At 66.5% G+C, this 13,670-nt stretch carries 10 protein-coding genes; 5 read left to right on the top strand and 5 right to left on the bottom strand.

Annotation, left to right across the window (positions count from 1 at the left end):
• Positions 1–114 precede the first annotated feature (114 nt).
• From AWC07_RS20495 to AWC07_RS20485, 3 genes are all read left to right on the top strand, one after another.
• Complete coding sequence (locus AWC07_RS20495; protein ID WP_036412277.1) at positions 115–1,158, top strand: L,D-transpeptidase; 1,044 nt, start codon at positions 115–117, stop codon at positions 1,156–1,158.
• Between the two features lie 200 nt (positions 1,159–1,358).
• Positions 1,359–1,946: a TetR/AcrR family transcriptional regulator gene (locus tag AWC07_RS20490; RefSeq protein ID WP_036412276.1), complete on the top strand. Its 588-nt coding sequence runs from the start codon at positions 1,359–1,361 to the stop codon at positions 1,944–1,946.
• Positions 1,943–4,216: a molybdopterin-dependent oxidoreductase gene (locus tag AWC07_RS20485; protein WP_036412274.1), complete on the top strand. Its 2,274-nt coding sequence runs from the start codon at positions 1,943–1,945 to the stop codon at positions 4,214–4,216. The genes AWC07_RS20490 and AWC07_RS20485 overlap by 4 nt, the downstream gene beginning before the upstream one ends.
• A gap of 35 nt (positions 4,217–4,251) precedes the next feature.
• Here AWC07_RS20485 and AWC07_RS20480 read toward each other — a convergent pair whose 3' ends face one another.
• Positions 4,252–6,279, bottom strand: coding sequence for a M13 family metallopeptidase (locus AWC07_RS20480; RefSeq protein ID WP_139829804.1), 2,028 nt, complete (start codon positions 6,277–6,279; stop codon positions 4,252–4,254).
• Positions 6,280–6,300: 21 nt separating this feature from the next.
• Here AWC07_RS20480 and AWC07_RS20475 point away from each other — a divergent pair, with 21 nt between their 5' ends.
• Both AWC07_RS20475 and AWC07_RS20470 read left to right on the top strand, forming a co-directional pair.
• Positions 6,301–6,939 carry a hypothetical protein gene (locus AWC07_RS20475; protein WP_036412273.1) on the top strand — a complete coding sequence of 213 codons (639 nt, stop codon included), beginning with the start codon at positions 6,301–6,303 and terminating at the stop codon, positions 6,937–6,939.
• A complete protein-coding gene (locus AWC07_RS20470) occupies positions 6,936–7,637 on the top strand; it encodes a hypothetical protein (protein WP_036412271.1) in 702 nt (233 codons plus the stop codon). The genes AWC07_RS20475 and AWC07_RS20470 overlap by 4 nt, the downstream gene beginning before the upstream one ends.
• Positions 7,638–7,645: 8 nt before the next feature.
• Here the strand turns inward: AWC07_RS20470 and AWC07_RS20465 are convergent, their stop codons facing one another.
• From AWC07_RS20465 to AWC07_RS20450, 4 genes are all read right to left on the bottom strand, one after another.
• Complete coding sequence (locus AWC07_RS20465; protein WP_036412270.1) at positions 7,646–8,164, bottom strand: hypothetical protein; 519 nt, start codon at positions 8,162–8,164, stop codon at positions 7,646–7,648.
• Entirely contained in the window at positions 8,161–11,226 is a 3,066-nt protein-coding gene (locus AWC07_RS20460) for an MMPL family transporter (RefSeq protein WP_085105209.1), read from the bottom strand. Before AWC07_RS20460 ends, AWC07_RS20465 begins: the two co-directional genes overlap by 4 nt.
• Before the next feature lie 311 nt (positions 11,227–11,537).
• The gene (locus AWC07_RS20455) at positions 11,538–12,248 is read right to left on the bottom strand and encodes a class I SAM-dependent methyltransferase (protein ID WP_036411882.1); all 711 of its coding nucleotides are present in this window, start codon (positions 12,246–12,248) and stop codon (positions 11,538–11,540) included.
• 64 nt (positions 12,249–12,312) lie between these two features.
• Entirely contained in the window at positions 12,313–13,494 is a 1,182-nt protein-coding gene (locus AWC07_RS20450) for a lysylphosphatidylglycerol synthase transmembrane domain-containing protein (RefSeq protein WP_036411879.1), read from the bottom strand.
• Positions 13,495–13,670: the final 176 nt, after the last annotated feature.

The raw sequence follows: 13,670 nt of genomic DNA, 5'->3' as shown, positions 1-13,670 counted from the left end.
GCAGGTCAACGGCGTGAATTGAGCAGCTGACATGGTGCCGGGCGGCCGCGGGGCCGGAAAGCAGCCGCTGCGCTATGCCACACTGGGGCCAGGACGTGACCGGAGGGATGACATATGTCGCGCTGGACGAGGGCCCGCATGGGGGGCAGGAGGGGCAGGACGGGAAGCCTCTTCGTCGCGGTGAACGTGGCCGGGGTGGTTTCGGTGTTGCTGCTAGGCACCGGTCCCGCTGTTGCGGACCCGGATCAGGTGCCCGGCGACCCGGGAGTGGTCGCGCCGGCTGAGCCTGCCGACCCAGGGGCCCCCGCACCCGACCCAGGGGCCCCCGCACCCGACCCGCTGGCCCTGCCGCCGGCGTCCGACCCGCTTGCGCCGCCGCCCGACCCGCTGGCGATACCTGCGGCAGCCGGCCCGGTCGCCGGGCAGGATCCGACGCCGTTTGTCGGCGATCCGCCATTCCGGCCGCCGACATTCAACCCGGTCAACGGCGCGATGGTCGGTGTGGCCAAACCGATCATCATCAACTTCCAGGTACCCATCGCCGACCGTCCGATGGCTGAAAGCGCCATCCACATTTCGTCGATCCCACCGGTGCCCGGCAAGTTCTACTGGATGAGTCCAACCCAAGTTCGGTGGCGCCCGCTGCAGTTCTGGCCGGCCAACACGGCGGTCAACATCGATGCGGCCGGCACCAGGTCGAGCTTCCGCACCGGTGATTCGCTGGTGGCCACCGCCGACGACGCGACGCACCAGATGACGATCACCCGCAACGGCGTGGTCCAGCAGACGTTCCCGATGTCGATGGGGATGGCGGCCGGCAATCATCAGACTCCGAACGGCACGTATTACGTGCTCGAGAAGATGCCCACGGTGGTGATGGATTCCTCCACGTATGGGGTCCCGGTCAACTCGCCGCAGGGTTACAAGGTCACTGTTTCTGACGCGGTCCGCATCGACAACAGCGGAAACTTCGTGCACAGCGCGCCGTGGTCGGTGGGTGATCAGGGCAAGCGGGATGTCAGCCATGGCTGCATCAACCTCAGTCCCGCCAACGCTAAGTGGTTCTACGACAACTTCGGCAGCGGTGACCCCATCGTCGTGAAGAACTCCGCGGGGACCTACAACAAGAACGACGGCGCTCAGGACTGGCAGATCTAAGCCGTAGCGAGCGAGCTGCGAACCTTGTGACATCAAGGGGTCTGAGCCGATCCGGTGGCGTCGCTTACGAGTGCTGACACCGGGCCTGCGCAGGCCCACCGGCCAAACCCACTCTTTTGCCCAAACCGCGGCGGGACGGCCCTTGCGCAACTGCGTTATGTATAGCAACATACATAGACGTCCCGGCCCGAGGAGCAGCCATGCGAAGTCCGCGCGAACGCATGGTCGTGTCGGCCGCGCTGCTGATCCGCGAGCGTGGCGCACGCGCCACCGCCATCTCCGACGTGCTACAGCACAGCGGGGCGCCGCGCGGGTCGGCCTACCACTACTTCCCGGGCGGGCGGACCCAGTTGCTGTGCGAGGCCGTCGATTACGCCGGTGAGCACATCGCGGCCATCATCACCGAACCGCGTGGCAGCCTCGGCCTGCTGGACACGCTGATCGGCTGGTACCGCGAGCAGTTGCTCGCCAGCGACTTCCGTGCGGGTTGTCCCATCGCGGCGGTGGCGGTCGAGGCCGGCGAGGGCGCCGACAGCGAGCGGATGGCGCCGGTGATCGAGCACGCGGCGGCGGTGTTCGACCGCTGGTCAGACCTGGTCGCGCAGCGCTTCGTCAGCGACGGCATTCCGGCCGCCCGGGCGGACGAATTGGCGATGCATTCGGTGTCGGCGCTGGAAGGCGCGCTCCTGTTGGCCCGGGTGCGGCGCGACCTGACGCCGCTTGAGTCGGTTCACCGCCAGCTGCACCGCCTGCTGCTGGCCGAGTTGCCGGAAGGGAAACCCCAATGACCACCACGGATTGGCAGCCCACTGCCTGCATCCTCTGCGAATGCAACTGCGGCATCGTGGTGCAGGTAGCCGACCGCAAACTGGCCCGCATCCGCGGCGACAAAGCGCACCCGGCGTCCCGCGGCTACACCTGCAACAAGGCGTTACGCCTGGACCACTACCAGAACAACCGCGGCCGGTTGACCTCGCCGCTGCGCCGCCGGTCCGATGGGACCTACGAGGAAATCGGCTGGGACACAGCCATTGTCGAAATCGCCGACGGGTTCAAGCGGATCCGTGATGTCTACGGCGGCGACAAGATCTTCTATTACGGCGGCGGCGGGCAGGGCAACCATCTCGGCGGTGCCTACAGCGGCGCATTCCTGAAGGCGTTGGGCGCGCGCTACCGGTCAAATGCCTTGGCGCAGGAAAAGACCGGCGAAGCATGGATCGATTGGCAGCTATATGGCGGTCACACGCGCGGCGAATTCGAGCACGCCGAGGTATCGGTGTTCGTCGGCAAGAATCCGTGGATGTCGCAGAGCTTTCCGCGGGCCCGAGTGGTGCTCAACGACATCGCCAAAGACCCCGCCCGATCGATGATCGTGATCGACCCCGTCGTCACCGACACGGCCAAGATGGCCGACTTTCATCTGCGGGTGCGGCCCGGCACCGACGCCTGGTGCACGGCGGCACTGGCGGCCGTTCTGGTTCAGGAAAATCTTTGCGACGAAACATTTCTCAGCGAACACGTGCACGGCGTCGACGCCGTGCGCGCCGTACTGCGGGAGGTTCCCGTCGCCGACTACGCGCAACGTTGCGGAGTGGACGAGGAATTGTTGCGAGCGGCGGCCCGGCGGATCGGCACTGCGGGCAGCGTCTCGGTGTTCGAGGATCTGGGAGTCCAGCAGGCGCCCAACAGCACGCTGTGTTCGTACTTGAACAAGTTGCTGTGGATTCTCACCGGCAACTTTGCGAAAAAAGGCGGCCAGCATCTACATTCGTCGTTCGCACCGTTGTTCAGCACGGTATCCGGACGCACGCCTGTCAACGGCGCTCCGATCATCGCCGGACTGGTGCCGGGCAATGTCGTGCCGGAAGAGATCCTGACCGACCATCCGGACCGTTTCCGCGCCATGATCGTCGAAAGCGCCAATCCCGCTCATTCCCTTGCTGATTCGGCGGCCTGCCGGGAGGCGTTCGCAACGCTGGAACTGCTGGTAGTCGTCGACGTCGCGATGACCGAAACCGCCCGGCTGGCCCATTACGTGCTGCCGGCGTCGTCGCAGTTCGAGAAGGTCGAAGCGACCTTTTTCAACTTCGAGTTCCCGCACAACGCGGTGCACCTGCGCCACCCGATACTGGAACCGCTGCCCGGAACGTTGCCGGAACCGGAAATCTGGTCACGGTTGGTAGGCGCGTTGGATGTTGTCGACGACGCGGATCTGCGGCCGCTGCACGAGGCGGCGCAGCAAGGCCGCCAGGCCTACACCCAAGCGTTTCTCACCGCGGTGGCGACCAATCCGACCGTGGCCAAACTGCTTCCCTACGTGCTGTACGAAACCCTCGGCCCGACGCTACCGGACGGGCTGGCGGGAGCGGCGGCCCTGTGGGGGCTCGCGCAGAAGACCGCGATGACCTATCCCGACGCCGTCCGGCGCGCTGGGCACGCTGACGGCAACGCCTTGTTCGACGCGATCCTGTCCAGTCGCTCCGGGGTAACCTTCACCGCGCACAACTACCCGGACGACTTCGCGTTGATCAGCCACGCCGACCACAAGATCGCCTTGGAAGTCCCGGAAATGCTCGACGAGATAAGGTTATTGGCCCGCGCTACGGCGGTGCTGACGACGCCGGAGCTGCCGATCGTGCTGTCGGTCGGCGAGCGTCGCGCTTACACCGCCAACGACATCTTCCGCGACCCGTCCTGGCGCAAACGCGACGCCGACGGGGCACTGCGGGTCAGTGTCGAAGACGCCCAAGTCCTCGGACTGGCCAACGGGGGCCGAGCCCGCATCACCACCGCGGCCGGCAGCGCCGAGGCGACCGTCGAGATCACCGAGACGATGCTGCCCGGACATGCCGCCCTGCCCAACGGCTTTGGCCTGGACTACACCGACGACGACGGCCAGCTACACACCCCGGGCGTCGCCCCGAACGCACTGACCTCGACGCGGTGGCGCGACCCCTATGCCGGGACACCATGGCACAAACATGTGCCGGCGCGCATCGAGCCCTGCCCAGCTGGGGGTAACTCCCGTTTGCCGGGGAACACAGAATCGCGTGCCTAGTCGCGAAATGATGCTGCTCGCGGGAAGAACGTGACCTAACTCCAGATGCGGACCCGGTGTTGCGGCGCTAAGTAGAGGGCATCGTGCTCGGTGACGTCGAAAGCCTCGTAAAAAGCGTCGATGTTGCGCACCACACCGTTGCACCGGAACTCCGGCGGGGAATGCGGATCGACGGCCAGCCGCCGGATCGCCTCAGCCTCACGCGCTTTGGTGCACCACACCTGAGCCCAACCGAAGAACATCCGCTGCACGCCGGTAAGGCCGTCGATGACCGGAGCGGGCTCGCCGTTCAGTGACAGCTGGTAGGCCAGCAGCGCGATGGACAGCCCACCCAGATCGCCGATGTTCTCCCCGACGGTGAACGCACCGTTCACATGGTGCCCACTGTCCAGGCCTCGTGGTGTGTACGCCTCGTATTGCTCGATCAGTGTCTTTGTGCGGCTGGCGAATTCGGCACGGTCGTCGTCGGTCCACCAGTCCACCAGGTTGCCGTCGCCGTCGTACTTGGCGCCCTGGTCGTCGAAGCCGTGCCCGATCTCGTGCCCGATCACCGCGCCGATGCCACCGTAGTTGGCGGCGTCGTCGGCCTCGGCGTCGAAGAACGGCGGTTGCAAAATGGCTGCGGGAAAGACGATCTCGTTCATCCCCGGGTTGTAGTAGGCGTTGACCGTTTGTGGCGTCATGAACCACTCGTCGCGGTCGACCGGGCCGCCGAGCTTGGCCAGCTCGCGGTCGTGGTTGACCGCATAGCCGCGCCGGAAGTTGCCGTAGAGGTCGTTACGGTCGATCACCAGCTTGGAGTAGTCCTTCCACTTGACCGGGTAACCGACCTTGGCGGTGAACTTGCCCAGCTTGGCCAGTGCCCGCTGCCGGGTCTGCGGGGTCATCCACTCCAATTCGCCGATGCTGACCCGGTACGCCTCCTGCAGGTTGGCCACCAGCTCGTCGATGCGGGCCTTGGCGCCTGGCGGGAAATACCTTTGCACATAACGCTTTCCGACCGCATCGCCGATCAGCGTCTCCACCAGGGCCACGCCCCGCTTCCAGCGCTCGCGGATCTGCTCGGCGCCGGTCAGCCTGCGGCCGTAGAACTCGAAGTCCTGATCGACCAGGTCGCGGGTCAGCCAGGGAGCCCGGGAACGGATCAATCGCCAACGCGCCCAACACTTCCAGTCGTCGAGGTCTTCGCTGCTCCACAGCTCCGCGAAGGCGTGCAGATAATCGGGCTGGCGCACCACCAATTCCGGGAGAGCCTGCGGCGTGCAGCCCAGCGCGGTGACCCAGCCCTCCCAGTCGAAGCCCGCGCCCTCGACCTGCAGGTCGATGAAGGTGCGCAGGTTGTAGTTGAGCACGGCGTCGCGGCGTTTGACCACGTCCCAATGGGCGGCGGCAAGCTTGCTTTCCAGTGCCACGATTCGGGCCGCGACACCAGCGTGGGCGGCGTGGGCGCCCTGGTCCTCGGGGCCGTATACCAAGCTGAACATCCGCGCGATGTGGTCGGGGTAAGCGGCCAGCACCGCGGCGTGCCGTTCGTCGCGGTAGTAGGACTCGTCGGGCAGGCCGATGCCGGACTGGGCGAAGTGCAGCAGGTAACGGGTGGAGTCCTTGGAGTCGGTGTCCACATAGAATCCGATGCCACCGCCCACGCCCGTGCGTTGCAGGGCGCCGATGACAGCGGCCAAGGAGGCGCGGTCGGCGGCGTCGTCGATGGTGGCCACCTCGTCGTGCAGTGGTTGCAGACCGCGGCGTTCGACGGCGTCTTCGTCGATGAAGCTGGCGTACAGGTCGCCGATGCGCTGCTCGTCGCCACCGGCCGCGGCACCCTTTTCACCGGCTTGGCTTGCTTCGACGATCAGATCGCGCACCTGCTCTTCGGCGCGGTCGAACAGCTGCCGGAAGGCGCCGTCGATCGCCCGGTCCGCCGGTATCTCGTGTTCCTTGAGCCAGCGGCCGTTGACATGGCCGAACAGGTCGTCTTGCGGGCGGGCATCGGCGTCGACGTAGCTCAGGTCGATGCCCGAGCGGCTGGCCTCTACTGTCACCCCGCCATCCTTCCACCCCATATCGGGTGCGACGATCGGGCCATGCCCGACGAGGATGCTGATGTCGATGAGGCCGACGACTCCGGGGAGGCAACGCCGGAGCCCGACGAATCGGAGTCGTCACGCTCTGCGATGTTCTCCCACTATGGCATCGCCTCGACCGTTCTCGGTGTGCTGTCGGTGGCCGCCGTCGTGCTCGGCGCCCTCATCTGGACGGCGCATCGTGACGAGGTCGCCGAGCGGGTGTACCTGAGTCGGGTCATGCGTGCGGCCGCGGAATGGACCGACGTGCTGATCAACATGAACGCCGGCAACGTCGACTCCAGCCTGCAGCGGCTGCACGACGGAACGGTCGGACAGCTCAACACCGATTTCGACGCCGCCGTGCAGCCCTACCGGCAGGTGGTGGAGAAGTTGCAGACGCGCAGCAACGGCCGGATCGAGGCGGTGGCGGTCGAAACGGTGCACCACGACCTGGATACCCGGCCCGGCAGCGCCCGGCCGGTGGTGACCACCAAATTGCCGCCCTTCGCCACTCGGACGGACTCGGTGCTGCTGGTGGCGACGTCGGTCGCCGAGAATGCCGGCGTCAAGCCCCAGACGGTCCACTGGAACCTGCGGATCGACGTCTCCGAGGTGGACGGCAAGTTGATGATCTCCGGGCTGGAGTCGATCCGATGAGACTCCCGACGAGAAACGCGTGGCGGCTGGCCGTATTCGACGTCGTGGCGCCGCTGGTGGCCGCCATGGCGCTGCTGGTGATCGGATACGTGCTCGGCTGGCCGTGGTGGTGGATTTCGGCGTGCTCGGTGTTGGTGCTGCTGATCGCCGAGGGAGTGGCCGTCAATTTCTGGCTGTTTCGCCGTGATGCCGTCACCGTAGGCACCGACGACGACGCTCCCGGGCTGCGTCTGGCCGTGGTGTTCTTGTGCGCGGCCGCTCTGGTGGCCGCGGTGCTGACCGGATACAGCCACTGGACCACGCCGGACCGCGAGTTCAATCGCGACTCCCGAACGGTGGTGCAGGTCGCCACCGGGATGGCCGAGGCGGTGGCGTCGTTCTCCCCGACGGCCCCGAACGCCTCCGTGGATCGGGCCGCGGCCATGATGGTTCCGGACCGGGCGCAAGCGTTCAAAGAGCAATATGCCAAGTCCAGCGCCGACCTGGTGCAACGCAAGGTCACCGCACAGGCCGCCACGCTGTCGGCCGGAGTGGAGGCGCTCGGGCCCGCGGCCGCCAGCGTGGCGGTGATTCTGCGGGTCACCCAGAACTCGCCCGGTCAGCCCCCCAGTCAGGCGGCGCCGGCGGTCCGGGTAACGATGACCAAGCGTGGCGATGACTGGCTGGTGCTCGACGTGACGCCGATCAATTCCCGATAGGCCGGGCGTCAGTTGGTGTCGGCGGCGCGCGTGTTGCGCACCCGGACGAACCGGTCGGACAACCGTCGCATCCGAATCATCAGCGAGGCGGACGGGCTGACACTGCCGTCGAGGTAGGAGCCCAAGTCCTCGACCTGCACACCGATCCGCGACGCGAATTCCTGCTGCCCCAGACCCGATCGATCCATCAGCAGCTTCACGTGACGGGCCACCTCGGCACGCTCGTTGGCCTCCAGTTGGATGCGGGCCCGGTCCAGCACCTCCGACAGCGCCTTGGAAATGCCGTACGGCCGAGCTCCTTCCAGGATCTCTTCGACCTGACGGGCGGTGCGACCGTAGGGGTCGCGCTTGAGTGCGGCGGCGATGCGCTTCCAGGTGGCGATGTCGCCGCCGTCCAGCGCCGCGCGGATCGCGGCGGTAGACCAAAATTCCACCGGCTGGTCGGTGCCGGGTTCGCCGGTTCCCCGCCCGGACCGTTGCGGTGGCGAAGCGGGCACCGGTTTCCGCTGGTCGGCGGCCAACGTCACCTCGCCTCCTCCAACATCGCTACGGCCACTGCCAGGCAGCGCTGCCTGACCTCCTCCCAGTTTGCCCTGGCATCAGGGTCGGGCCACTCGTCGTCGACATCAGACGGGTTCGGATCAGCGAGGCGGCGGACCAGCTGGGTGGCCATCCATTGCCGCCTCGAATACGCACCCAGTGGCTGACAACAGTAATACCTGTCCATTCCCGCCAGCACCACGGCCGCGGTTTCGGGCTCCATTGCTTCGACCATGTCAGCAAATTCGGCATAATCGCGGCTGCTGTTACGGCTCATGATCAGGTAGCCCTTGAGTCGCAACGTTTCTGCCCCGGTCGGGATCCGCAGCCGGTCGCCGGTGGGCAATTGGACGTTGGTGGTCTCGATCGGGCCGCGGCGCTCGAACCGGGGCCGCTCCGCGCCGCTTTTCGCGGCCGCGCGCTCGTCGGCGCCGGTGTCCAGGGCGTCGAGGGCGATCGCGAGTCGCCCGCGCCACACGGTGACCGGATGAACCGGACGCTCGGCCCATGACATTGCCCGGGCGAGGCTGTTGCGGTAGGCCTTGCCGACCTTGCCGACCTTGCCGACCTTGCCGACCTTGCCGACCTTGCTGGCCGCCGACTGGCCGCCGGCCTTGGCGGAGGCCACGGAGGCAAGGGAGGCCGGGGCCGAGGCGGCACCCGGCACGGCGAAGTCGGCGCCGTCCCGAACCGGTTCCGGAACGTGTTCGGGTCCCTTGGCGCTGCGTCCGCAGCCGGTGAAGGCAAGCGGGTCGGCCACGCAAATCGCTTCGGGGGCAAGGTGTTTGAACCTGTCCGCGGACTTGAGCAGCATGCGCAGGTCGGCGCTGGGGGCAATGGCGGCGGCGATGTCGTCGGGAATCACCACCACGTCGGCAAGGTCGACCTCAGGTAGCGGCCGGTCGAAGTCGACCGACGGCAGCATGCGGGCCAGCCACCGCGGCAGCCACCAGTTCCATTGCGAGAACATCGCCATCAGTGCCGGTACCAGAATCAGCCGCACGATGGTGGCGTCCACCGCGATGGCGACCGCGCAGGCGACACCGATCTCGGCCACCAGCGGCATGCCGGCGAAGGCGAATCCGCAGAACACCGCGATCATGATCAGCGCGGCGCTGGTGATGGTGCGCGCGCTGGTGCTCACCCCGTACGCGACCGCGTCCCGGGTCTGGCCGGTGCGCAAGAAGCGTTCCCGGATCCGGGTCAGCAGGAAGATCTCGTAGTCCATCGACAACCCGAACGTCATCGCCAGCACCAGCGGAGGCACGGTGCTGTCGATGGAACTCAAGTGTGGAAAGCCCAGCTTCTCCGCCCAGCCCCACTGGAAGACCATGACCAGGCTGCCGTACGCGGCGGCCACCGACAGCAACGTCATCAGCACGCCCTTGAGCGCCAGGAACACCGAATGCACCGAGACCAGCAGCATCACAAACGCGATCAGGGCCACGAAGGCAAGCACCACCGGTTGGGTCGCCGACACCCGGTCGTCGAAATCCTTGATCAGCGCGGTCGGTCCGCCAACGTCGATGCGGGCCCCGCCGGCAGCCCTGGGAAGCTGGGTCCGCATCCAGTCGACGGTGTGCCGGGCGCCCATGTCCTCGGGGTCGACCGACAACACCGCGCTCAGCAGCGCGCTGCGGTTGTCGGCGGCGAACTTCGGCGGCGCCACGGATGCGACGTCGGGAGCCTGCGTCATCTGCTGACGGATCGCCGCGATGGTTTGGCTGTGCGCCGGGGTGGACGCGCCGCCGTCGGGGAAGGTGACCAGCACCTGAGCGGGGCCCAGTGCACCCGGACCGAGCGCCTGGGCGGCCGCCGACACCCCGGCCCGGATCTCGTGCGACGAGTCGAACTGTCGCAGCAGGCTGTTGCCCAGCACCATCTGTGTCGCCGGCGCCGCCATGAGCAGCAGCACCATCGACGCCGACAGCGCCGTTATCCAGGGTCGGCGCATTACCCACCCGACCCAGCGGGCCCAGAACCGGGAGTGCGTGCTTTCCGGCCGTCGGGACCAGTGCAACAGGGCCGATCGCTTGGCGGCGGCTCTGGCGAAGGAAGTCAGCAGGGCCGGTGTCAGCGTGGCCGACGTCAGCATCGCGACCGCGACGGCGAGGATCGCCCCGGTGGCCATCGACCGCAGTGCGGGGGTGTTGATCAAGTAGATGCCGGTGAGTGAGGCGATCACGGTCATGCCGGACAGCACCACCGCGAGCCCGGAGGTGGCCATAGCGGCGTCGACGGCTTCTTGCGGCCGGCGGCCGGTGCGCAGCTCCTCGCGGAAACGCATCAGGATGAACAGGGAGTAGTCGACGGCGAGCGCGATACCGAACATCGACACGGTCGAGGTTACGAACACCGACATGGTGGTGTGCATCGACAGCAGATAGACCAGGCCCATAGTGACGACGACGGTGCAGATGCCGAGGGCCAGCGGGATCGCCGCGGCGGCAAGCGAGCCGAAGACGGCGAGCAGGACGATCAGGATGATCGGCAGGTTCCAGCGTTCGGCGTCGGCGATGTCGTGTTTGGTGTTGGCCGCTGCGGCGGCGCTGAGCGCACCTTGCCCAATCACGTACAGCCGCACCCGGCCGTCCGCCGTTTGCCCGGGCTTGTCGGCCTTGACGCCGATTTTTTGACGTAGTTTTTTGGCGACATCGCTGGTGCCGGCGTTGCGGGCGTCCAGCCGCAACGACACCACATAGGGCCGGTCGGGCTGCGGGGCCCGCTGAGCGGGGTTGGGCACCTCGGTTACCCCGGGGAATTCGCCGGCGATGCTCCGCAACCGGGTGACGGCGTCGTTGATGTCTGAGAAGCTGGCGTCCGGGCGGGGGGTGGCTACCAGCGCCAGCGACGGTGCTCCCTGGTCGGGGTATTGAGCGTCGAGGACATTGTGGACCATCAGCGACTGCGACCCGGCGACCTCGAACCCGCCGCCGGTGAGATTCCCCGACTGGGTCATGGCCAGATAGATTGCCGGCAGCAAAGCGAGCAACCAGCCTGTGAACACCAACCACCGGAATCTGCGCAGGTTGCGGCTCAGGCGCATCATGAACTGCTGGATGTTTGTTCTCCCGTATGTGTTGCACGGTGGTGCTCGCGAGCCTACCGCAGAGCACGTATCAATTATGTCGGCTTATTGGTTGCTGAGCTGCAACGATGTCGGCGCTGCGACGCTGCGGCGAACCCGGCCCGGGTCGTCGGTCTTGACGGCGCCGACGCCGGAGGTGGCAGGATGTCGGTGGCCCACCAGGCACGTCAACCCGTGCATCGTTGCCTCCAGTCGTGTCCCGGACCGGTTCGCACAGCCTAACCCCTGCAGGGATATGCCGGCACCAAGATCAGTGATCGGCGTGATTTGCCCTACGCTGCTTTGTGGGCGGTGAGCAAAAAGGCCGGCAGCTTCAGCCGATTCTTTTCGTCCACCTCGTAGTCATCCATTAAGACGCCCGGAATCTGAGATAGGGCTTTGGCTAATACCGGGTGTGCGTGGATGAAGGCTGGCCGAATTTTGTCGACTTTCCAATACTCTGAAACAGCTTCGCGCAGTTCCTGCTCGGTGACGACGTTGGGAGGCACCGCGGGAGCGTCTGGCGGCAGGGCTATGTTCTTGGGGAGCGCGCTCGCGGTGGACACCAGGACGTAATACATTGCGCCGGGCGCGGCGGCACGATGAAGCGAACGTAGGTAGTGGTCACGCATTTCGACCGGGAGTGACTCAAACACCGTGCTATCGATGATGGTGTTGAATCGGCGGTCGTAGCCCCGAAGTGACGTGAGGTCATCTTGTACAAAGCTGGCTGTGCTGAATCCACGGTCGTTGGCGGCTTGCTTTGCCTTCGCAATCGCACTGCCGGCTATATCAATACCTACGACCGTGTGGCCCTGTGCGGCGAGGGCAAGCGACAACTCGGCGATTCCGCAACCGGCGTCCAGTACTTCGCTGCGGATCCCGCCGGCCCGCAGCAGTGCAGCGATTTCCGGTTGCGGTTCGCCAATGTTCCACGGCGGCAGACCACCGAAAATGCCATGATCGCGATAAGCGGCCTCCCAGTCCATCAATTTGCCGGTCACAGCTGGCACCCTACCCATAGCGCTAATAGCGACCTATGGCGCAGGTAATCGGACGCCTGCTGACTTACCGGCCGTCTGCTGAGTCACGATCAGGCGGCGGCAGCGGACCCTGCAGGGCGGTTTCGGCCGGGTCGTCGGCGGCGCTGCACCCGACCCCGATGATGCGTCCCAGCTCGGGGTCGGTCGGCGGGTCGTCGGCATCCGAATCGGCGATGTTCTCGGTGCGGAACATGAAGAAGAACACCACCCAACCGACAGCGGCGATGAACAGCCAGCTGATCAGCCGGTAGATCAGCATCGCCGAGATGGCATTGGGCAGGGCCATGCCGCTGGACACCAGGCCCGGCACCAGCACCGCCTCCACCACCAACAGACCGCCCGGCATCAGCGGGATGGTGCCGACGGCGCGGGCGGCCGCATAGGCGACCGTCAGCCCGGCGACCGAGGCGTGGTCCCCGGCGGCGTACGCGGCGAAGCCCAGGCAGGCCACGTCGGCGATCCAGTTGAACAGCGACCAACTGAACGCCACTGCCAGGTCGCGGCGGCTCAGGCTGACCGACTCGAGCTGCATGAGCGTTTCGCGCCACTTCGCCACACCGGTGTCGGCCGGCTTACCGCGAATCGAGTTGACCCACGACAGAACCCGGTTGCCGATCCCTTCGATCAGTTCCGGCCGGGACGCCACCGCCTGGGCCAGCAGCAGCAACGCCACGAAACCGCCGAGGGTGAACAGCAGTGAGAACGGGTTGTTCTTGGCGCCCAGGAAGAAGGCGCCACCCAGCCCGAGCAGGGCCAGTCCGACGGCCTGCAGCACACCCGACATCACCAGCTGCCACGACGCCACCACGGTCGAGGCGCCCCAAATGCGTTGCTGACGAAGCAGAAAGGTCGCCGACAGCACCGGGCCACCGGGGAGGGTGGTACTCAGCGAGTTCGCCGCGTAGAAGGCGGCTTCGGACCGTAATTGCTGGACCTGCACACCGGCCGATCTCAGCAGCGTGCGCTGGATCTGCGCGAAGCTGTGCATCGACGCGGCCGCTGCGCCCATGGCTGCCACCAGCCACCACCAATTGGCCTGGTAGATACTCATCCACGCTTTGGACAGTTGGTCCCATACCAGCGCCACCTCGACGGCAAGCACGATTGCGACGATGCCGAGGACCACCCAGCGCAGCCACCAGTACTTGCCGCGCGGCGCCTCTTCGCGCCGGTCGACGAGCTTGCGGACGGGGGCGTCGGGAGACACCGGATAAGGGTAACCGTGCCGGTGGCACCAAGATCTCCGCACGTCATCGTCTGTGTCAGGGTCGTTCTGGGGTCGTGACCGGATCGTGGCGGCGGTGGCGGCGGGAAGCGACTGCCAGCATGCAGGATCGTCCAAGGAGTCGTTCGAGGTGTTGCGGGAGTCCTACACCGCAGCCC

This window comes from Mycobacterium gastri (assembly GCF_002102175.1).
In the GTDB taxonomy this organism is placed as follows: Bacteria; Actinomycetota; Actinomycetes; order Mycobacteriales; family Mycobacteriaceae; genus Mycobacterium; species Mycobacterium gastri.
This window is presented reverse-complemented; position numbering and strand designations above follow the sequence as displayed.